24 protein-coding genes are annotated in these 22736 nt (G+C 24.4%); 22 read left to right on the top strand and 2 right to left on the bottom strand.

Going from position 1 to position 22736, the window contains the following annotated elements:
- Positions 1 to 130 precede the first annotated feature (130 nt).
- The 6 genes from AAHH39_RS00940 to prmC are packed head-to-tail and all read left to right on the top strand — an operon-like array spanning position 131 to position 6154.
- A complete protein-coding gene (locus AAHH39_RS00940) occupies positions 131 to 2101 on the top strand; it encodes a hypothetical protein (RefSeq protein WP_342218527.1) in 1971 nt (656 codons plus the stop codon).
- 14 nt (positions 2102 to 2115) lie between these two features.
- Positions 2116 to 3141: a bifunctional oligoribonuclease/PAP phosphatase NrnA gene (locus tag AAHH39_RS00935; protein WP_342218526.1), complete on the top strand. Its 1026-nt coding sequence runs from the start codon at positions 2116 to 2118 to the stop codon at positions 3139 to 3141.
- Positions 3142 to 3165: 24 nt separating this feature from the next.
- A complete protein-coding gene (locus tag AAHH39_RS00930; protein ID WP_281749194.1) occupies positions 3166 to 3756 on the top strand; it encodes a thymidine kinase in 591 nt (196 codons plus the stop codon).
- Between the two features lie 15 nt (positions 3757 to 3771).
- Entirely contained in the window at positions 3772 to 4869 is a 1098-nt protein-coding gene (gene prfA, locus AAHH39_RS00925; RefSeq protein WP_338961378.1) for a peptide chain release factor 1, read from the top strand.
- 17 nt (positions 4870 to 4886) lie between these two features.
- Positions 4887 to 5288: a hypothetical protein gene (locus tag AAHH39_RS00920; RefSeq protein WP_342218525.1), complete on the top strand. Its 402-nt coding sequence runs from the start codon at positions 4887 to 4889 to the stop codon at positions 5286 to 5288.
- Between the two features lie 26 nt (positions 5289 to 5314).
- Positions 5315 to 6154 (top strand): peptide chain release factor N(5)-glutamine methyltransferase, encoded by an 840-nt coding sequence (gene prmC / locus AAHH39_RS00915; RefSeq protein WP_342218524.1) that lies wholly within the window; start codon positions 5315 to 5317, stop codon positions 6152 to 6154.
- A gap of 35 nt (positions 6155 to 6189) precedes the next feature.
- Here the strand turns inward: prmC and AAHH39_RS00910 are convergent, their stop codons facing one another.
- Positions 6190 to 7134 carry an IS30 family transposase gene (locus AAHH39_RS00910; protein ID WP_342217458.1) on the bottom strand — a complete coding sequence of 315 codons (945 nt, stop codon included), beginning with the start codon at positions 7132 to 7134 and terminating at the stop codon, positions 6190 to 6192.
- Positions 7135 to 7458: 324 nt separating this feature from the next.
- On the opposite strand from AAHH39_RS00910, the gene AAHH39_RS00905 reads away from it, so the two are divergent.
- From AAHH39_RS00905 to AAHH39_RS00880, 6 genes are all read left to right on the top strand, one after another.
- A complete protein-coding gene (locus tag AAHH39_RS00905) occupies positions 7459 to 8067 on the top strand; it encodes a hypothetical protein (protein WP_342218523.1) in 609 nt (202 codons plus the stop codon).
- 1281 nt (positions 8068 to 9348) lie between these two features.
- Complete coding sequence (locus AAHH39_RS00900) at positions 9349 to 9894, top strand: L-threonylcarbamoyladenylate synthase (RefSeq protein WP_252319343.1); 546 nt, start codon at positions 9349 to 9351, stop codon at positions 9892 to 9894.
- Between the two features lie 85 nt (positions 9895 to 9979).
- Positions 9980 to 10924: an IS30 family transposase gene (locus AAHH39_RS00895; protein WP_342217458.1), complete on the top strand. Its 945-nt coding sequence runs from the start codon at positions 9980 to 9982 to the stop codon at positions 10922 to 10924.
- A 70-nt stretch (positions 10925 to 10994) separates the two neighbouring features.
- Positions 10995 to 11603 carry a hypothetical protein gene (locus tag AAHH39_RS00890; RefSeq protein ID WP_342218522.1) on the top strand — a complete coding sequence of 203 codons (609 nt, stop codon included), beginning with the start codon at positions 10995 to 10997 and terminating at the stop codon, positions 11601 to 11603.
- Positions 11604 to 11995: 392 nt separating this feature from the next.
- Positions 11996 to 12694, top strand: coding sequence for a hypothetical protein (locus AAHH39_RS00885; RefSeq protein WP_342218521.1), 699 nt, complete (start codon positions 11996 to 11998; stop codon positions 12692 to 12694).
- An 82-nt stretch (positions 12695 to 12776) separates the two neighbouring features.
- Positions 12777 to 13370 carry a hypothetical protein gene (locus tag AAHH39_RS00880; RefSeq protein WP_342218520.1) on the top strand — a complete coding sequence of 198 codons (594 nt, stop codon included), beginning with the start codon at positions 12777 to 12779 and terminating at the stop codon, positions 13368 to 13370.
- A gap of 72 nt (positions 13371 to 13442) precedes the next feature.
- Here AAHH39_RS00880 and AAHH39_RS00875 read toward each other — a convergent pair whose 3' ends face one another.
- Positions 13443 to 13850 (bottom strand): hypothetical protein, encoded by a 408-nt coding sequence (locus AAHH39_RS00875; protein WP_342218519.1) that lies wholly within the window; start codon positions 13848 to 13850, stop codon positions 13443 to 13445.
- Positions 13851 to 14016: 166 nt separating this feature from the next.
- On the opposite strand from AAHH39_RS00875, the gene AAHH39_RS00870 reads away from it, so the two are divergent.
- The 10 genes from AAHH39_RS00870 to atpD all read left to right on the top strand — a co-directional run bounded on the left by AAHH39_RS00870 (position 14017) and on the right by atpD (position 22722).
- Complete coding sequence (locus AAHH39_RS00870) at positions 14017 to 14961, top strand: IS30 family transposase (RefSeq protein WP_342217458.1); 945 nt, start codon at positions 14017 to 14019, stop codon at positions 14959 to 14961.
- A gap of 403 nt (positions 14962 to 15364) precedes the next feature.
- Complete coding sequence (upp, locus tag AAHH39_RS00865; protein WP_342218518.1) at positions 15365 to 16009, top strand: uracil phosphoribosyltransferase; 645 nt, start codon at positions 15365 to 15367, stop codon at positions 16007 to 16009.
- Between the two features lie 257 nt (positions 16010 to 16266).
- Positions 16267 to 16419, top strand: a complete 153-nt coding sequence (locus AAHH39_RS00860; RefSeq protein ID WP_338975744.1) for a hypothetical protein — start codon at positions 16267 to 16269, stop codon at positions 16417 to 16419.
- Positions 16420 to 17226: a F0F1 ATP synthase subunit A gene (locus AAHH39_RS00855; RefSeq protein WP_342218517.1), complete on the top strand. Its 807-nt coding sequence runs from the start codon at positions 16420 to 16422 to the stop codon at positions 17224 to 17226.
- A gap of 26 nt (positions 17227 to 17252) precedes the next feature.
- Positions 17253 to 17546: an ATP synthase F0 subunit C gene (atpE, locus tag AAHH39_RS00850; protein WP_342218516.1), complete on the top strand. Its 294-nt coding sequence runs from the start codon at positions 17253 to 17255 to the stop codon at positions 17544 to 17546.
- Between the two features lie 33 nt (positions 17547 to 17579).
- Entirely contained in the window at positions 17580 to 18107 is a 528-nt protein-coding gene (atpF, locus tag AAHH39_RS00845; protein WP_342218515.1) for a F0F1 ATP synthase subunit B, read from the top strand.
- A gap of 12 nt (positions 18108 to 18119) precedes the next feature.
- Positions 18120 to 18662 (top strand): F0F1 ATP synthase subunit delta, encoded by a 543-nt coding sequence (locus tag AAHH39_RS00840; protein ID WP_252319360.1) that lies wholly within the window; start codon positions 18120 to 18122, stop codon positions 18660 to 18662.
- Between the two features lie 11 nt (positions 18663 to 18673).
- Entirely contained in the window at positions 18674 to 20257 is a 1584-nt protein-coding gene (gene atpA / locus AAHH39_RS00835; protein WP_281749182.1) for a F0F1 ATP synthase subunit alpha, read from the top strand.
- 27 nt (positions 20258 to 20284) lie between these two features.
- Positions 20285 to 21136 (top strand): ATP synthase F1 subunit gamma, encoded by an 852-nt coding sequence (gene atpG, locus AAHH39_RS00830; RefSeq protein WP_342218514.1) that lies wholly within the window; start codon positions 20285 to 20287, stop codon positions 21134 to 21136.
- Positions 21137 to 21153: 17 nt separating this feature from the next.
- Positions 21154 to 22722 carry a F0F1 ATP synthase subunit beta gene (gene atpD, locus AAHH39_RS00825; protein WP_342218513.1) on the top strand — a complete coding sequence of 523 codons (1569 nt, stop codon included), beginning with the start codon at positions 21154 to 21156 and terminating at the stop codon, positions 22720 to 22722.
- Positions 22723 to 22736 lie beyond the last annotated feature (14 nt).

Genomic DNA, 22736 nt, shown 5'->3' with positions numbered 1-22736 from the left:
AAAATAAAATTATTTACAGACATATTTAACATTAATTAAGTTAAAATATTGTATGTATACAACCCAATAAATATAGAATATAATTTTAATAGTATATGAAATAAAAAACTTTAAGGTAGGGAATGGTTTTATGGAAAAATCATCTGATTTTAATAAATTGGTAATAAGTAAAGGTATTAGATATAATACTGAGCAAACTAGTAACTTTAATTTTAGTATTATTAATTTATCCGTTGAAAAAGCCGTAAAAGATTGAAGTTTTGAAGGAAAATATCCTAGTTGCTTGGCAATTTTTAGTAATGATGAAGATAATATTGAAAAATTAATTAATGCTCTAGCAGGTTCTTCTGCTATTATGGAGGGTAAAATTTTAATTGATGATATTGATGTTACTTATAATAGTATTGGTTTTGAACGAAAAATGGCTTATGTTAGTATGCATTTACAGAGTTGAAATAAATTATTTAGTATTCAACGTAACTTAGCAAGAACAGCAATTACTAATAAACCTTTTTTACAAGAAATAAGCAATATTAATCAAAAAATTAAGACTGATATTGAAAATTTAAAAAATACAGGTTTAAATTTAGACAGTGGTTATTTTAAAGAAAAATTAATTAATATTATTAAAAATTTTATTAATGAGACACAAAGCACTCGTAATAATTTTATTAAAGAATATCAATATCAAATTAATCATTTTCATAAAAACTTTGCTCAAGAGAAATTTAATTTTGCTGGAAGTGAAAAATTAACAGATATTCTAATTAAAAAATTTACTGCCGAAGAAAAAAATATTATTGCAAATAATAACTTATTATTTTTACAATCTTTGCAAGATCGTATTTCTAGTTTGGAAAGTTTAGTGGGACCATGTTTTTGTGGATGTAATCCACCAAAAGAAAGAAAATGAGAGTTTCAACTACGAGAAATTAGTTTTGTTATTAAAGAAATAAATAATTATTTAAATAGAGAGATTAGTACTACTAGAAGTGAAATTAGAACTACGTTAAAAACTTGTAACAATCATAATCAAAATTTTAATAGTGAACTTAATCATTTAGTTTCATATCAACAAATTAAATGTACTCGTAGTCAAATTGATCAAATTTTAGACCAGTGAATTGACTTAGCAGAAGTACAAAGAATTAAATTTAATATGAAACAAGATTTTGTGGCAATGCAACTTTTACCAGATGAAATGCATTTACTTTTAAAAAATATTAAAGATGAAATTAAAATTTATCATGATAAAATTTTAAAAAATCCACAGTTACAAGATAAAGAAACATATCAACAACAATTACAAACTTTATATTCACAGTTAATTGATGTCCGTGATTTAATTAGTGAAAATATTGTTATGATATTTAAACATTTAGATCTAAGTCATTTATTGTCACTACGTTTAACACAATTAACAATAGTAGAACGACAAATAATAAAAATCATTCAACAATTAATTGTACCTACTAAAATTTTAATTTTACATAACCCATTTGAACTTTTAAATGTTGATAATAAAGAACAATTAGCAAATTGAATTAAAAAATTACAAAAATTTTTGAAAATAATTATTATTTTTACAACTAATAATCAAGTTGATATTAATTTATTAGCGACTAATGTTACTGTTATTGAAAATGAAATAATTATTCAACAAGGAAATGTTAGTGAAATCACTGATAAACCATTATCTTTAAATTTATTGAAAGAAATAAATGAACAGCATATTAATATTGCAAAGGGAGAATGAAATGCTCATAATTTATATTTTTATAATGTAAATTTAGGTAAGTTTGATGTTAAAACTGCTTCTACTATTGCTTTTAAATCAAATGCCATTTTGTTTAGTGCAAAGAAACCACGATTTACTTTTTTAAAAAATTCAATTATTATTAATGGTGTTATTAAAAATATTACTAAAGTTGATGATAAAAAAGCATATTTATTGGTTGAAACTACTAAATCAGAACAATTTGAAGTTTTAACAAATAATAATGATAATTTAGAAGTGGGAACTGTTGGTTGAATTAGTATTACTAAAAATTCAATTTTTGTTTTTGATGATGAAACAAAGCAATTAATTGGTACATGATAGAAAGGATATATAATATGAATAAGTTTAAAAAAGAAGCACAAGCAATTTATGAATTAATAAAAATCAGTGATCCAATTATTATTCATCGTCATATTAATCCTGATGGAGATGCTTTGGGTTCACAATGAGGATTAAAAAAAATTATTAAAGATAATTTTGAAAATAAAAAAGTACTTGTTCCAGGTGAAACAAATGAACATATGGCATCATTATTTCCACAACCAACTTTTGTTAAAAAAGAAGATTATGAAAATGCACTAGTAATAGTCACTGATACAGCCAATCGCGAACGAATTAGTGGTGAATTTTGAGAAGAAGGAAAAAAAATAATTAAAATTGATCATCATCCAATTGTTGATAAATATGGTGATATTGATTTAATTGAAGAAAAGGCTTCTGCTACTTGCCAAGTAGTGGCAAAATGAGCACAAGTATTGAATTTAAAAGTTTCTGCTTTAGCAGCTAGAAATTTATTTTTTGGTTTAGTTACTGATTCTGGTAGATTTTTGTATCGCTCTGTTAATGAAGAAACTTTTCAGGTTGCTAGTTTTTTAGTTAAACAAAATTTTAATTTATTAGACTTATATCAAAGTTTATATATTCAAAATTTAAAAATCGCAAGATTGAAAGGATATATATTATCAAATTTTAAAATTACTGATAATGGTGTTGCTTATATAATATTTAACGATAAAATAATTACTGACTTACAAACAAAAATTATTAGTCAAAATAAAATATTAAATATTAAAGGCGAAGTTGTTTTAACTAGAGAAGATTTAACTAGCCAAGTTAATGTAATGTCAAATATTGATGGTATTAAAATTTGATTAATTGCTGCTTATGATCAAATGAATAGTAAAATTAAAGTTAGTGTTCGTAGTGCAAGATGAATAATTAATGATGCTATTGCAAAGTTTGGTGGTGGTGGTCATCAGACAGCAGCTGGTGCATATTTACAAAATATTAATGAAGTTAAAAAATTGATTGATAGTTTAGATAAAATTGCTAGTAAATCACCAGAATTAACAAACAATTAAAATTAGAGATGGAGTTGGATATAAATGTATAGTCGTTATAATGAGGGATGAATTGAAGTAATTACTGGTTGTATGTTTGCTGGAAAAACAGAAGAGTTTATGCGACGTATAAATCGTTTACAGTATGCTAAACGCAAAGTGCTAGTTTTTAAACCCAAGGTTGATATTCGTTATGATGCCAAAAAAGTAGTAAGTCATAAAGGAGTATCTATCACAGCGATAGTAATTGATGATCCAATGCAAATATTAAAACATGTAGATAAAGAAATAGAAGCAGTTGCAATTGATGAAGTACAATTTTTTAAACCATCAATTATTGAAGTGATTAAAACATTAGCAAATCAAAATAAGCAAGTTATTGTTGCGGGTTTAGATCAAGATTTTCGTGGTGAACCATTTCCTGTTACTAAAGAATTATTAGCTTTAGCAGAATTTGTAACTAAATTAGATGCTGTTTGTGTAAAATGTGGTAAAGCAGCAACAAGAACACAACGTATTATTAATGGCCGAGAAGCTAGATATGATGATGAAATTATTTTAATTGGTGCGCAAGAACAATATGAAGCTCGATGTCGTAGTCATCATCGTGTCTTAACAAATAATCAGAATAGATAAATCAGGTGTGATATTATGAATGAAAAAACATTAGAACAGTTAATGCAACTTACTAAAAAATATAGTGAAATTGAAAAGCAATTAGAAAATCCCGAATTAATTCCTCGTGATAAATACACTGAATTAACAAAAGAACATAGTAGATTAGAACCAATTATTGAACAATATTGAAAATATGAAAAAATTAACAAAGAAATTATTGAAGCAAAAAAGGCATTAGCAACCGAACAGGATCAAGAACTTTGTGAAATGCTTAAAATAGATATTAAAGCAAATGAAATAGAATTAGAAAAAGCAGAAAATGAATTAAAACTAACACTAATTCCTAAAGATATAAATGATGATAAAAATGTTATTATTGAAATCAGAGGAGCTGTTGGTGGCGATGAAGCAAATATTTTTGCTGGTGATTTATATCGTATGTATAGTAAGTATTGTGAAATTCAACGATGAAAAATTGAAACTATTGAAGCAAAAGAAGCAATAAATGGTGGATTTAGTTATATTGCTTTTATGGTTAAAGGTAAACATGTATTTGCTAAATTAAAGTTTGAAGCTGGTGGACATCGTGTTCAGAGAGTTCCAAAAACCGAATCACAAGGACGAGTTCATACTTCAATTGCAACGGTTGCTGTATTGCCAGAAGTTAATGAAGTTGAAATTAAAATAAATAATTCTGATTTAAGAATTGATACTTATCGTTCTAGTGGTGCTGGTGGTCAACATGTTAATACTACCGATTCAGCAATTAGAATTACTCATATTCCAACAGGTGTTGTTGTAACTTCACAGGACGGACGAAGTCAACATGATAATAAAGATAAAGCAATGCGGGTATTAAGAGCTAAACTTTATGAAAAAAAAGTTGAAGAAGAACAGGGAAGAATTGGTAATTTAAGAAAAACAGCTGTTGGTAGCGGTGATCGTTCAGAAAAAATTAGAACATACAATTATCCACAAAATAGAGTAACCGATCATCGAATTGGATTATCTTTATTAAAGTTAGATCGTATTATGGAAGGTAATATTGATGAAATTATTATTGCTTTAATTAGTAGTGAACAAAAAGAAAAATTAGAAAATATTGATGAAAATATTACAGTATTAAAGTAAAAAAGGAAGAAATTATTATGGATTTTAAGATTTTAGACTCTAGAACAAAAATTTTGTTTTTAATATCAGTTATTTTTTTATATGCGGCATTAGCAACATTTATTACATTAACTTTTAGTAGTGGTATTATTCACATTTTATTTTTAGTTTTAACATTATGATTTGCTAGTGCATCTAGTTTAATTTTTCATTATTTATTATGAAAAAATTTAGAATTTTTACGAAATATTAATGGTAATAATATTAATAATTTTGGTTTTATTATTAGTATTTGTAGTTACATTATTCTTTTTCCAATTATTTGTTTATTAACAATTAGTTTTTTATTTATTTTTAGTATTATTGTTTTAATTCTCGTTGTTAATAATTTAATAAAAAAAATTTCAAGAAATAATAATTCATCTGTTAATTTTCAATAAAATATTTATTTTTGGAGTATAAATTAATGACTTATAGAGATTATCTTTTATTAGCAAAAAAAATTAATAAAAAAAATGAACAAATTAATAAAATAATTTTATTAAAGTTTATTAATAAAGATTTATCTTGATTATATGCAAATCTTAGTCAAACAATAGCAATAGATTTTTTAGAATCATATTTACAACTAGTTAAAAAATTTGTTGCTGGCTATCCTTTACAATATATTATTGGTTATCAATGATTTCTTGATCATAAGTTTGTTGTTGATAATAGAGTATTAATTCCTCGTAATGAAACTGAAGAATTAGTTAAAAATGTTTTTGTCTATGCGCAAAACATTTTTAATAATGATAATTTAAAAGTATTAGATTTAGGGACAGGCAGTGGTGCTATTGCTATTAGTTTAGGGTTAAAGAAACCTAATTGAAATATAGTAGCAAGTGATATTAGCAAAGATGCATTAACTATTGCTAAGATTAATAATGATAATTTTAACCTAAAAAATATTAATTTTGTTGAAAGCGATATATTTACAAATTTTAAAAATCATAAATTTAATATTATTGTTTCAAATCCGCCATATATTGATGAGACAGCAAATACTTTTTCAAAACATAATTTACAATATGAACCAAAATTAGCTTTATTTGCTGATCATAAAGGATTATATTTTTATGAAGTAATTTTTCAACAATGTCATGCAGTTTTAGAAAAATCTTTTTTATTAGCATTTGAATTTGGTTTTGATCAAAAAGAAGCATTAACTATTCTTATTAAAAAATATTTACCACAATATAATTACAAATTTATTAAAGATATTAATAATAAATGAAGAATGCTATTTATTTGGCAAATATTATAACATACCTGAATTGTAAATATAAATGGGACAGTTTTTTAAAATAATTGTATTAAATCTATTGGTCTTTTATAAGATAGTGATTTTCTGGGTGTAGAATTAATTTGAAATGCTATAGTATTTAAATCTTTTTGTTTATATGAAGATAGATCTGTAGATTTTGGTAAATATCTTCTTAAAATACCATTATTATTTTCATTTAAACCTCTTTGACAAGGTTTACCAGGATCTGCAAAATAAATCTTAACATTACAATTTTTTTCGATTAATTTTCATTTACTAAATTCTTTACCACGATCAAAAGTAATAGTTTTAACTGTTCCTTTTTGTAACTTTGAAATAAATTTTATTATACTTTTTGTAATATTTTCTGATTTATTATTTTTAGTTGCTAAAGGAATTGTGGTTTTTGATCATATATCAGCTAAAGTAATAATAGAACTTTTATGATCTTTACCAATGATAGTATCACCCTCTAAATGACCAAATTCTTCTATATTTTTAATATTAGGAATGATTAAATTTCTTTCATGAATAGACTTACAATTATTAATTCTGCCCCTAGTTTCTTTTTGTTTGTGAGGTTTATTTTTTCCTTTTCTCAATAAGTTATTTTCATCAAAACCCATTCGATTTGTTTTAAACATGTTATATAAAGTTTTTGTTGAAATACTTTTTATTTTATTTTCCTTTAAAAAATTAGCAATTATATCAAGAGCATAATTTTTAGTAATTAACAAATGATTAATAGTATTAATTTCTATTAAAGTTAAAATTATTAATTTTCTACCTGCATTTTGTTTATTTTTTTGAATTTTATTCAATATTTCTAATGGCAATAAGTTTTGATTTAATAATCTACAAACTCTATGTACAGTTGATTTACTATAATCAATGGCTTTTGCTATTTTACGAATCGAAAATCCATAACTTTTATATTCTTTTATTGCTATTATTGATTCAATAGTCAGATACTTATACATTGTGCTAATTCCTTTCTTTTCTTAATTATAGAATTAACACAATTTAATTTTTATATAAGTGTCCTTTTTAATTTTACAATTCAGGATATAAAAATAATTTAAGAACAATAATTTTGTCACTCAAAAGGTGACTATTTTATTTTTTTGAAAAGGAAAATCTCATTTAATCTTTCAATTAGGATAACGGGGGCAGTTTTAATGTGGCGTATCATTGAAATATTAAAATATTTTCAGTATTCTTGTTCGGTTAATATAGCATTTCTAATGGAAAAATTTAATGTTACATTTCGAACTTTACAAAGAAATATTACTTTTATTAATACAATGTTAATAAAAATTAGTAATTGTAATATTTCCAGAAAGCAAGATTACTTTGTAATTAATGGTGACAATGAAATAATAGCAATAAATACTTTGCTTACACAGTTTATCCACATATCCAATGAATATCCTTTTGTTAGAATGAGTAATTTGTTCTTAATATGTGTATGACAAAAAAAATATTTAAGTAGTAAGTGACTTATCAATATAAGTAACACAAATAAGTATAATTTAAAAAAAGACATTATTTACTTGAATAACTTTTTCTTTGAACAAAATTTAAGATTAAAATTAAAATTTGAACATAATAAAGGGTTTCAATTAGATGGTTATGAATGACATTTAAGATTTATAACCGCTATTATTATAAAACTTATTAGTAAAGATAAAAAAATTCTCTTAACTAATGATAAAGTCCTAACCTATATATACAAAAAAATAGAAATTATAATGATCAATATCGGTTATAAAAAATATTATGATGATCAACTAATATGATTTTTAACAATTCATGTACGAAAAATTAAACTTAATTTTTTTCTTGAAAAAGATGAACAAATTGAATTTAATTTAAACTTAAGTATAAAAAAGAAGTCGAACATTTTAGATTAATAATTGCTAAAGAGTTTGCTAAAGAGTTTGATAAGTTTGAAACCAATTATTTTAATTTCATTTGTTTACTTAATATTAAAGTTGACAGTCAATTATTTCCAAATATAACTTCAGAAATTAGTAACATTACTCAAAAAATATTTTCTTTTATTACTTATGAATATCAGGTGTCTTTATATTCAAATACTTTTAAAAGTAATTTGAATAGTTTTCTTAGTGATAATTGATTTAAATTACAATTTAATTATTATAGTGATATTAGTTTTGCCTTGGATGATACTTTTAAAATAGAAAGTGACTACCAATGAGGGCAACAACTCCTTTTTATTATAAATTCGCAATTAAAAAATAATTATTTTCCCAATCTTAATCTTTTACAAAATAAATTTTTAATGATTACTTTTCATAAAAGTTTTATAGCAAATGAGAACTGAAACATTCCCTTATATATATATATATATATATATATATATATTCTTAATTGATGACTCCTATGCTAATAAAATTCAAATAACTTCATTTATAAAAGTAAATTTCCCTAATATTTTAATTATTTACCTAAAAAATAACTTAAGTAATAATTTTAAGCTTCATTTACTAAATCAAAAACCTTGTATATTAATTGAAAAGGTAAATATCTATAGTAATTATAATTTAGATAAATATAAGAATATTTCTGTCATTAATATTAATGAAAATTCATGAAATTATGAATTAGAAAAAAATATTAATGAAAAAATAAAATGAGTAATGTTAAAAAAAATTCAATATTCAATTGTGGTATTTAATTTTTATATCCAAGAAAAATTTTATAGTATTAAATCTATTTTGTGAGCATTTCAAAAAACATTTATCAAAAAATATAATTTAAATTTAGAATTTTTAGATATTGATGAATGTTCTATAATTAAAAATCATATTTATGAAAAAATATTATTAATAAATCAATTAGTACCTATTCCTAATTACGAGTTCCCTATTATCCTTTTATATATAAAAAACTCTTTGATATTTCAAAACAAATTTAAAATTCATTTTATTTTCATTTTATTTACTAATAAAATTTAATTTAATAAAAATCTAATATAAATATTAATCTATATTAAATTAAGATGTTTACTAAACCATTAATGAATGATTTTCCAATCTTTAATTAGTAATTTTAAGGTTTATTTTAAATTACAAATATCATTTATAAGTTTTTTATTCATTATTTTGAAACAACTATTATATTTAAAATAATAGGTGTATAATTTAGTTAAAATTTATAGTGGTGTTTTCATGATAACTTTACAGCAAAATCAAATTAAAGAAATTAGTCAAATCATCGCTAATGGCGAAGTGGTTGCTTTACCAACAGATACAATTTATGGTCTTGTTTGTAAATTTAATGATGACAAAGCTATTAATAAAATTTATCAAATTAAAAAACGTGATTATACTAAAGAACTGCCAATTTTAGTTGCTAGTTGAGAACAAGCTAAAAGCATTGGTATAATTAGCGATCAATTACAGTCATTTTTAATAAATAATTTTAGTGCTGGTAAAGTTACTGTTATAGTTTTAAAACAACCTAGTTTAAACACATCATATTGAATAAATAAAAAGACAATAGCAATTAGAGTTAGTGCTTCACATTTTATTCAAAAATTAATTAAATTAACAGGGCCTTTAGTAGCTACAAGTTGTAATTTAAGTAATGAACAACCAATTAACGATTATCATAATATAAACTTGCCTAATTTAAGGTATAGAGTAGCAGGTGAGATTTTAACAAATAAACCATCAACTATTTTTAATAGTTTTAATGATAAAATTATTAGATAACCTGAATTGTAAAATTAAAAAGGACACTTATATAAAAATTAAATTGTGTTAATTCTATAATTAAGAAAAGAAAGGAATTAGCACAATGTATAAGTATCTGACTATTGAATCAATAATAGCAATAAAAGAATATAAAAGTTATGGATTTTCGATTCGTAAAATAGCAAAAGCCATTGATTATAGTAAATCAACTGTACATAGAGTTTGTAGATTATTAAATCAAAACTTATTACCATTAGAAATATTGAATAAAATTCAAAAAAATAAACAAAATGCAGGTAGAAAATTAATAATTTTAACTTTAATAGAAATTAATACTATTAATCATTTGTTAATTACTAAAAATTATGCTCTTGATATAATTGCTAATTTTTTAAAGGAAAATAAAATAAAAAGTATTTCAACAAAAACTTTATATAACATGTTTAAAACAAATCGAATGGGTTTTGATGAAAATAACTTATTGAGAAAAGGAAAAAATAAACCTCACAAACAAAAAGAAACTAGGGGCAGAATTAATAATTGTAAGTCTATTCATGAAAGAAATTTAATCATTCCTAATATTAAAAATATAGAAGAATTTGGTCATTTAGAGGGTGATACTATCATTGGTAAAGATCATAAAAGTTCTATTATTACTTTAGCTGATATATGATCAAAAACCACAATTCCTTTAGCAACTAAAAATAATAAATCAGAAAATATTACAAAAAGTATAATAAAATTTATTTCAAAGTTACAAAAAGGAACAGTTAAAACTATTACTTTTGATCGTGGTAAAGAATTTAGTAAATGAAAATTAATCGAAAAAAATTGTAATGTTAAGATTTATTTTGCAGATCCTGGTAAACCTTGTCAAAGAGGTTTAAATGAAAATAATAATGGTATTTTAAGAAGATATTTACCAAAATCTACAGATCTATCTTCATATAAACAAAAAGATTTAAATACTATAGCATTTCAAATTAATTCTACACCCAGAAAATCACTATCTTATAAAAGACCAATAGATTTAATACAATTATTTTAAAAAACTGTCCCATTTATATTTACAATTCAGGTAATAATTAGATAACAGTATTAAAAAAGGAGATAATACTATGAATTGATGAATAATTTTAATTATTATTGCATGCACAACAATATTGATTTTATTAATTGCACTAATTTTATTAATTAAAAAAAATAAACAAAAGAAAATATTAAAAATTACTAAAGATATAAATACTTTATATAAATACTTAAAATTAAAAAAAATAAATACTAAAGAATTACCAGTTTCAATAGAAAAAATTAAAGAAGATATTTATTATAGTGACAAAGTCATTTTGGGAAAGTATGAAGATCTTAATAAGATTTCTGGCCAAAATATTTTGTTAAAAACTGAATATAGTGATGCCAAAAAATTATTTTTACGTTATAAAATTAAAGACATTAATCTTATCAAATCATCAGATTTTATACCTTTAAATCAAATAGACTTGTTAATTTCACAAAATAATCTTTATTTTATTGATTCTTTTGAACTGCAAATAATACCATTAGTTAATGTTAAAAGTATTACATTTTTTTGAGAAAAAAATAATTATATAAAAAATAAACAAAAATATATTGGTATTGAAATTAACTTTCAAAATAAACGTTTATTTTTTCTTTTTAATAAATATGAAGAAGCAATTAGTTTTGCTGTTCATGTTATTAGTTTATAATAATTATTATTTAATAATTAAAAATTTTGCTTTTTTTGTGAAAATGATATAATTATACAAAATATATTATTAGGAGCAAAATTATGGCAAAAAAACACTTTAAATTCAATACTTGAAAGTTTATTCAATTTACTGGCTTTTTTTTAATTACTTTAGGAATTATTTTTTCTTTTTCTTCTTTTAAAGTTAGCCTATTGTTATATTTTGGTTTAGTATCAGTATTAATAGGTTCTATTAATATTTTAATTTACTATATTTTTATTGGAACAAATAGTTATAAAAAATATTCAAGAAAACAAAATAATAATAAGTTAATAATCAAAAATAATTAAGAAATATAAAGTTAAAACTAAGAAGATTAGTTTTTTCGAGAGAATAATAGGTGAAAAACTATGAGAAAAATATTAAAAATATTTAAAGCGATGTTTTTAACGAGCATTATTTCTTTACCGCTTATTGCATGTGATAAGGTAAATGATGCAAACCAAAAATATGTTGATATTAGTAATATTAATATGGAAGTTACTAATGCTCCTGTTGAATTAAATAAAGATATTTATAATACAGCTTTAATTAAATTTAAAACTAAAGTACAAACTGAAATTAGTAAATTAGTTCCAGAAGGAAAAAAACCAGAAAATGGCACCGATTATAAAATAACAATTGTTAATCATAATGATATGTATGCTAAAATTGATAAATTTGAATCACTTGCTGTTAATGTATCTGCTTCAAATAATAGTAATATTTTAAAAGGTAGTTTTAATGCTTGTGTAAAATTAGTATCAAAAGCTAAAGACATTAGTAATGTTAATATTGATAAGCAAGAAGAAAAAATTAAAATTAATACCACTACTTTTGGTGAAGCAATTGCTTTACGTTGTTTATCATTAATTGAAAGTAAAATTAACGCTATTGTTCCAACAGCAAAACAAGATAGTGACTATGTTGTTAATGTAGAAGGTCATACTTTATCAGAATCTATTAAAACATTTGATGATGTTCATATTAATGTTAGTGCTATTGAAGATGATTATCATTTTTTATTACATGGTAGTTTTAGTTTTGTCTTAGCCTTTGTTAAAGATTAATTTATATTATTTTGGATAATAAAAAAGATAACTTAATTTTCATTATTATCATAAAAATAAAGTAGTATAGTATGGGGTAAGCATGTCAGAAGTAGAAAAGTTATTAACAATGAATTATGAAAATGTTTGTAATTTTTTAAAAAATAAATATGGGTGTATTTCAAAAAATTATTTTTCAGATGCAACAATGTCTAAGAAATCACAAGGAATAACAAGGGGAAAAGAAGGTTTATATATTCATCATATTGATGAAGATAAAGCAATTTTGTTATCTACTCCCAAATGAGCTCAAAAGTCACCATTTGCCTATCAATATGCTGATCGATTAGTTTATTGTAATTTATTAGAACATTTGGTTTTGCATATTAAAATTTTTGAATATCCTCATCCAAATAAACATAATTTTATGGAAGTTGGTGTTGGTGGAATTTATGCTTTTATTGTTCCTGAATTAAATGATATTTATAGTGGTATTCAATATAAACAACCATGAAAACAGAAAGTTACTGAAGTTGTTTTACCATTAAAAGAAGATTATTTTAAATGTATTAAAAAATTAGTAGAACTTGGGTTTTCTTATCCTTTGCTTACTTCTTTTAATCATCAATTTGGTACATGAAATAATAGAAATAATAATAAGTTATATGAAGAAATGAAAAAAATGGGTGTTAAATAGTAATTTTTTTTATTGTTATTTAATCATAAATAAAAAATGTTAGTAAATTACCAACATTTATTTTTATTAAGTTTATGAAAAAGTTAATTGACAATGATTTTGATTAATTATTGGTAATTGTTCACTATTAATACTTGTTATATCGTTATTTCTTAATAATGGAGTTCTTTCAGATATTTGTTGTTCGTTATTACTTTCAACATTAATATCAGAAATATTTGTTGGAAAGCATTTATCATAAATATTTGAAATGGAAGTGCTAATTCCATAACCTAGTTTAGAGCCTAAAAATGCTCCAATAAAAGTTGAACCTGTTATACTAACCATTATTCCAAAGAGTGCCATTCCTGCTTCTGGATCATGTAAAGCTTCCTTATTTTTTGAAATTAAATCATAATAAAAATAACTTATGCCACTTAGCGCTGCACTACCACCTAATATTCCGCCTGTATATGTAAAGTATTTTTGAATTTTTTTCATTTTTTCTCCTTTCAAAATAAAAAAACTATTTATTTTAAAATTAAAATAATAGTTTAAAAACTTGTATGAAGTTTTATATTTCCTGAATTGTAAAATTAAAAAGGACACTTATATAAAAATTAAATTATGTTAATTCTATAATTAAGAAAAGAAAGGAATTAGCACAATGTATAAGTATCTGACTATTGAATCAATAATAGCAATAAAAGAATATAAAAGTTATGGATTTTCGATTCGTAAAATAGCAAAAGCCATTGATTATAGTAAATCAACTGTACATAGAGTTTGTAGATTATTAAATCAAAACTTATTGCCATTAGAAATATTGAATAAAATTCAAAAAAATAAACAAAATGCAGGTAGAAAATTAATAATTTTAACTTTAATAGAAATTAATACTATTAATCATTTGTTAATTACTAAAAATTATGCTCTTGATATAATTGCTAATTTTTTAAAGGAAAATAAAATAAAAAGTATTTCAACAAAAACTTTATATAACATGTTTAAAACAAATCGAATGGGTTTTGATGAAAATAACTTATTGAGAAAAGGAAAAAATAAACCTCACAAACAAAAAGAAACTAGGGGCAGAATTAATAATTGTAAGTCTATTCATGAAAGAAATTTAATCATTCCTAATATTAAAAATATAGAAGAATTTGGTCATTTAGAAGGTGATACTATCATTGGTAAAGATCATAAAAGTTCTATTATTACTTTAGCTGATATATGATCAAAAACCACAATTCCTTTAGCAACTAAAAATAATAAATCAGAAAATATTACAAAAAGTATAATAAAATTTATTTCAAAGTTACAAAAAGGAACAGTTAAAACTATTACTTTTGATCGTGGTAAAGAATTTAGTAAATGAAAATTAATCGAAAAAAATTGTAATGTTAAGATTTATTTTGCAGATCCTGGTAAACCTTGTCAAAGAGGTTTAAATGAAAATAATAATGGTATTTTAAGAAGATATTTACCAAAATCTACAGATCTATCTTCATATAAACAAAAAGATTTAAATACTATAGCATTTCAAATTAATTCTACACCCAGAAAATCACTATCTTATAAAAGACCAATAGATTTAATACAATTATTTTAAAAAACTGTCCCATTTATATTTACAATTCAGGATTTTAATTTTAACATAAGATTTTTTTTGATAAAAATAAGACAAAAATTACTATTAATAGTTTATTGTAAATATATAATTTTCTATATCAATAAAAGAAATTTATTAAATTTATATTTTAGATTATAATTTTTTAAAATAAAAACAAAGTTATTAAAATAAAATTTATAAATTATATTTTTATTTAGTTAATTTTGAACTATAAGAATGTTATTAACAATTAAAAAAATAATTTTTGAATAAATCTTTTATCTTTTTTCGTTATTTTTATTGTTATTTTATTGATTTATAAATTAAAAGGCGTAAAATTTCATATTAGTATATATTTTAAATTATTGAAAATATACGCATTAAAGATAAAGGAGTGTTTTTAGTGGAAAGTAGTAAAAATCTGTTTATTGTTAATCATCCTTTAATACAAGATAAATTAACAAGAATTAGAAATCACTTAACCCAAAAAAAAGATTTCAAAGAGAATTTAAGCGAAATTGCAACGTTAATGGCTTATGAAGTATTTAAAGATATTCCTCTTGATGAAATTGAAGTTGAAACACCCATTACTAAAGTTATTGGTAAAACATTAACCAAGACAATCATTCTTTCTCCGATTTTAAGAGCAGGATTAGGGATGACAAATGGATTTGAGTATGTAGTACCTAATGCAATTATTAGTCATGTTGGTCTTTATCGTGATGAAGAAACTTTAAAACCACAAAAATATTTTTTTAAATATCCCAAAAATATTAAAAATATAAGTGATGCATTAGTATTTATCTTAGATCCAATGCTTGCTACTGGTGGTACTGCTGATGCTGCTATTAAAGAATTAAAAAAAGTAGGTTTTAAAAATATTACTTTAGTTTCCATTGTAGGAGCACCAGTAGCTATTAAGAAAATTAATCATAATCATCCTGATGTTAAGATTTTTTTAGCAGCGTTGGATAAAGAATTAAATGATAATGGTTATATTGTACCTGGATTGGGTGATGCTGGTGATCGAATTTTTGGAACTAAATAAATATTTTAATGGAAAAAATTAGAAATAACCTTTTTCTTTCAATACTTTTTACAATGTTATGCTATTGATTATTAATTAATGTAGGATTAATTATAACTGTTATAATTAATACAAACCATTGGTTATTAATTGCTGGATTTAATATTGGTTTTATAGGAAGTATGATTGGGTTATGCTTTTTATATTTATCGTCAAAATGATTAACCAGCGGAATACATTTAAAACAAACCTTAGCATATTTTGGATTCTTATTAAGAATGTTAATTTATGGTTCAATTATAGTTTTGAATATTTTCTTTAACTTTGCTAATATTTTTACTATAATTGCCGGAATGTCAATATTAATGGTTGCTACTATTACTGCAACATTATGTGTATATCAAAAAAATAACTTAAAAGAAGGAATTTAAATGGAAACTTTAGCTGGATTGGAAAGTTGGAATTATTTACAAATTATGCCACAATTGGTAACAATTTTGATAACAACAGTCTTTATCAGTGTTATTAGTTATATTTATTATTATAAAGTAAAACGAATGAAGCCTGATGAAGATCCAAGAGGTATTGTTTTAGTTGTTGAATTAATAATTAAATCAGTTGAAAAAATTGTTGTTGATGTTCTTGGTGTAAAGTATAAAAACTTGACAGTTTATTTGTTATATGTAATGGGTTATATTTTAATTGGTAATTGATTATCGATTATTGGTCTTGAACCACAGTCATCAATGTATACGGTTACTTTATCAATGTCATTAGTTACTTTTATTGGAATATATTATATTGCTATTAAATTTCAGAAACTTTTATTTTTTAAAAAATTTATTATTAACCCTCTAGAATTAATTACTCAATTTGCACCTTTGATTTCTTTATCTTTTCGTTTATTTGGTAATATTTTAGGTGGAAGTATTATTTTGGCAATGCTTTATGGGGTAACTGCTAATATTTGAAGTAATATCCCAATTATTGGTCAGATGAATTTATTAATTGGTGTAATTGGACCATTTTTACATATTTATTTTGATTTATTTGCTGGAAGTATCCAAGCCTTAATTTTTGGCACCTTAACTCTTGTTTATTGGAAGTTACAAATGGAAGAAGAGAGTTCTCATAAGGGAGAACTTACTATTAAATTACCAAAAAAACTTCGTAAACAACAAGCAATAAATCATGAAGAAGAAATTTATACCGAACGTTCAATTATGGAAAAAAAATAAAACACAAAAAGGAGAATTTATTTATTATGGAATTATTAACAACAGTAATGACACATGTCTTTCATTTTTTTAATCATTTAGCAGCTGATACTAATGGATTGATGAATTTAAAGTTTGTTGGAGCTGGAATTTCAACTATTTCTTGTACAGGAAGTGGAATTGGTCAAGGTTTTGCTGCTGGTAAAGCTGTTGAAGCGGTTGCTCGTAATCCTGAAGTAGAATCTAAAATTAGAACACAATTTGTTATTGGTGCAGCTATTGCCGAATCAGGTGCTATTTATGGATTAGTTGTTTCTCTAATTTTAATATTTGAAGCATAAGGTATTAAAAAATATTAAAAAGTAGGTGATTTTATGAATTTTAATTTCAATGATTTAGTATCAGGTGATGATATTGTTAATCAATTATTTCCCAATCTTCCTGTTTTTATTGCTCATATTTTTGCAACATTAATTTTATTAATGGTACTTTGAAGATGAGTTTATGCTCCGTTTCGTAAGGTTTTACATTCGCGACATTTAGTAATTAAAGAAAAACTTGATGATGCTGCTTGCAAGCAATCATTAGCTAATCAAGATCGTGGTGAAGCTAGTCAAATATTAAAAGCTGCTAAAATTGAAGCTCAGGAAATTATTGCTAATGCACAAAATGATGGTTACAATAAGCGTAAACAAATTATTGATAAAGCGCAAGAAGAGAGTATGCGTATTACTAATCAATCAAATCGTGATTTAGTTCGTGCTCGTAAAGAGGCAGAAGCAAAGATTAATGAAGAAATCAAAGTAGTAGCATTAGAAGCAGCTAAAAAAATTATTGGTGCTGAAATGAATGCTAAAAAACATGAACAATTAATTACTGATTTTATTAAGAATTTGGAATAGTGGTGAAGTTAAATGATAGATGAAGGATTAGCTAATCAATGAAGTAATGGTCTTTTTCAATTAGCAAGAGAAATAAAAAAAATTACTCAATTTGCTGAAGAAAGTAATAAATTAATTGATATTTTTACTACTTATCCAGAATTTATTGATATTACTAGTAGTAGTAATATAACTATTGAAACACGTAAACAAATTATTAGTGAAACTTTTAAAAATCATATTGAACCATATATGTTAAATTTTTTCTTTTTGTTGATTGATGAACATCATTTCCAGTGTGTTCGTTTCATTTTAAAAGAATTTCGCAAATTATGTAATGAATATCAAGATGTAAACTATGGCATTATTTATTCAGTAATAGAACTTTCAAACCAACAAATAAATCAAATAAAATTGAAAATTGAGAAAGTCATTAAACATAAGATTAAAGTCGTTAACAAGATTGATAAATCATTAATTGGCGGTATTAAAGTTAAAGTACGGAATCAAGTTTTTGATGGTTCAGTTAAAGGTCAAATTGATCAATTAAAACAAGAATTATTAAGTCATGAATAGAGGTAAAACAAATGTCCTTAAACGTTAATCAAATTTCAGAAATTATAAAAAGCCAAATTAAAAATTATGGTAAAAAAATTAGTGCTAATGAGGAAGGCATTGTTGTTACTGTCGGTGATGGAATTGCGCTAATTCATGGTTTAGATAAGGCTGTTAATGGTGAATTAGTATTTTTTCCTAAAAGTAATATTTATGGTATGGTTTTGAGTTTAGAAGAAACTGCTGTTGGTGTTACTTTAATGGGGGATGATACGGGTATCAAAGAAGGAGATATTGTTAGTAGAACAGGTAATGTTGTTGAAACACCAGTTGGTAATATGCTTTTAGGAAGAGTTGTTAATGCACTAGGGCAAAAGATTGATGGTAAAGGTCCAATTAAAACTACGAAAACTAGACCGATTGAAAGAATAGCGCTGGGTGTGATGACTAGAAAATCTGTATCAGAACCTTTAGCAACAGGATTATTATCAATTGATGCAATGATTCCGATTGGCAAAGGTCAAAGAGAGTTAATAATTGGTGATCGTCAAACTGGAAAAACAACGATTGCTATTGATACTATTATTAATCAAAAGGGTAAAAATGTCTTTTGTGTTTATGTTGCTATTGGTCAAAAAGCTTCAACTGTTGCTCAAATTGTTGATAAATTAACACAACTAGGGGCAATGGAGTATACAACTATTGTTGCTGCTACTGCTAGTGAAGTTGCTCCTTTGCAATATATTGCTCCTTATACAGGAGTAACTATTGCCGAAGAATGAATGGAAGAAGGTAAAGATGTCTTAATTGTTTATGATGATTTGAGTAAACATGCAGTGGCCTATCGTGCTATTTCCTTATTATTAAGACGACCACCAGGAAGAGAAGCTTATCCAGGAGATGTTTTTTATCTTCATTCACGTTTATTAGAACGTGCAGCTAAATTAAATGAAAAACATGGTGGTGGGAGTATTACTGCCTTACCTATTATTGAAACACAAGCCGGTGATATTTCTGCATATATTCCTACTAATGTTATTTCAATTACTGATGGTCAAATTTTTTTAATGTCAGAATTATTTAATGCCGGAATTCGTCCAGCAGTTGATGTGGGTTTATCAGTTTCACGGGTAGGTTCATCAGCACAAATTAAAGCAATAAAACAAGCAGGTGGAACATTAAAATTAGAATTAGCACAATTTCGTGAATTACAAGCTTTTTCACAATTTGGTTCTGATTTAGATGAAAATACTAGAGCTGTTATTGAACATGGTAAACGTGCCATTGAAATTTTAAAACAAAAACAAAATGAACCATTAAATCAAATTGATCAAGCAATTATTTTATTAGCAATTAAAAATAAGGCAATTAAATGATTACCAGTAGAAATGATGGATTCTTTTAAAAAGGAAGTAATAACTTATTTTCAAAAACAACAACGAAAAAGTTATTTAAAATTACAGCAAGATCAAGCGTTTAGTGAAGAGTTACAAGTGAGCATTAGTCAAGGCATTATGCAGGTTGTTTATAATTTGACCAATAAGCTAAATGACTATAATCCTAAAATATATGGTAGTCTTGAAGAATGGGAAACATTAATTAAAACATTCAAATAATGTATTAGGAAGGTAAGGTGAAATATCATGGCTCAAAGCATGGAACAAATTAGACAAAAAATTAAATCTGTTAATACTAGTTATAAAATTACTAAAGCAATGCAACTAGTATCAACAGCTAAATTAAAAAAAGTAGGTAAAAGAATTGAGATGATTAAACCTTATTATTCTGAAGTTTATGATACATTCAATCAACTAATACCTAAATTAAGTAATTCAATTTATTTAAAAACAAAGGATCAAGTTATTAATAAAACAATATGAGTTGTTTTTAATTCTAATTTAGGATTATGTGGTGGTTTTAATAATAATTTAAATAAATTAGTACTAGAACAATATCAACCACAAGATGAAATAGTTGTTATTGGTAGTAAAGGAGTTTCATACTTTACTAATCATCATTGTAAAATTATGCAATCTTATACTGAAATTAACATTCAATCATCATATAATGATTCGCAAGAGATATCTTTGTTGTTACTTTCTAAGTTTAATAATAAAGAAACTGATGCTATTAAAATTGCATATACAAAATATGTAAATACGGTAACAACAATTCCAACAATTATTGATTTATTACCAATTGTTTCTATTAAAACTAATCAAGAAAGTAATTTAATTCAAACCGATTTTGAACCAGACGCTAATACTGTTATTAATAGTGCTATTCCTTTATATGTTGATGCCATTGTTTATGGTGCATTAGTAGAATCACAAGTGTCAGAGCAAGCATTACGAAGATTAGCAATGGAAAATGCTTCAAATAATGCCAAAGAAATGAAAGATAAATTATTAGTAAGTTATAATCGTGCCCGTCAAGGTGCTATTACCCAAGAAATTTCAGAAATTATTGGTGGCGCTGATGCCCAATCATCATAATAAAGGAGTAAACTAAAATGAAAAATGCAACTAGTAAAAAATCTATAACAATTAAAGAAAAAAATGTTAGTGATAAAAATTCTTTAAAAAAAGATAACACTAAAGTTATTGCTAAAGTAAAAGCAAAAGCAAAAGTGATTAAAAAAGTAGTTAATAGCAAAGAAAGTGTTAAAACTAGTAAACAATTACCAACTAAACGAAATATTGGAAAAATTGTTCAAATTTCAGGTCCAGTTATTGATATTCGTTTTAATGATAATAGTTTACCTAATTTAAATAATGCTATTAGTATTGATAATAATGGTCAAAAATTAATTGTTGAAGTTGCAAAACATATTGGTGATGATAGTGTTCGTTGTATTTCAATGGGTCCAACTGAAGGATTACTACGTGGTCTTGAAGCAGTTGATTTAGGAATACCAATTAGTGTTCCTGTTGGTGAAGAAGTTTTGGGTAGACTTTTTAATGTATTGGGTGAAGTCATTGATGATGGTAAAGAACTTAAAACTAAATTAAAATATCCTATTCATCGTACACCTCCTAGTTTTGATGAATTACAATCAAAATCAGAAATTTTAGAAACAGGAATTAAAGTTATTGATTTATTAGCACCTTATGCTAAAGGTGGAAAAATTGGTTTATTCGGTGGAGCTGGAGTTGGTAAAACAGTTTTAATTCAAGAATTAATTAATAACATAGCTAAAGAACATGCTGGTATTTCTGTCTTTTCAGGAGTTGGTGAAAGAACACGTGAGGGTAATGATTTATATTATGAAATGCAAGAGTCAGGTGTTATTAGTAAAACTGCTTTAGTGTTTGGTCAAATGTCAGAACCACCAGGTGCTAGAATGCGTGTTGCATTAACTGGTTTAACAATTGCTGAATACTTCCGTGATGAAAAACAGCAAGATGTATTATTATTTATTGATAATATATTTCGTTTTACACAAGCTGGTAGTGAAGTATCAGCTTTATTAGGAAGAATGCCTTCAGCAGTAGGATACCAACCAACATTATCAACAGAAATGGGTGCTTTACAAGAACGTATTGTATCAACAACACGTGGTTCTATTACATCTGTACAAGCAGTATATGTACCAGCCGATGATCTAACTGATCCAGCTCCTGCGACAACATTTACTCACTTGGATGCCAAAATTGTTTTAGATCGTAATATTGCTGCTTTAGGGCTTTATCCTGCTGTTCATCCTTTACAATCTTCATCAAGAATGTTAGATCCTGCTATTGTTGGTCAGGAGCATTATGATGTTGCGCAAAGAGTTATTGAAACAATTCAACATTTTTCTGAATTAGAACCAATCATTGGTATTTTAGGAATGGATGAGTTGAGTGAAGAAGATAAAAAAATAGTAGCTAGAGCAAGAAGAATTCGTAATTTTTGTTCACAGCCGTTTCATGTTGCTGAAAAATTTTCAGGTTTAAATGGTATTTATATTCCTGTTAGTCAAACTGTTAATAGTTTTAAACAAATTTTAGATGGTGAATGTGATGATTTACCAGAGCAAGCGTTTTTATATGTAGGAACTATTGAACAAGCAATTGAAAAGGCAAAGAAATTGAGATAATTGAAGGTGATAGT

The sequence above is a fragment of the Spiroplasma endosymbiont of Amphimallon solstitiale genome, from assembly GCF_964030965.1.
In the GTDB taxonomy this organism is placed as follows: Bacteria; Bacillota_I; Bacilli_A; order Mycoplasmatales; family VBWQ01; genus Spiroplasma_E.
This window is presented reverse-complemented; position numbering and strand designations above follow the sequence as displayed.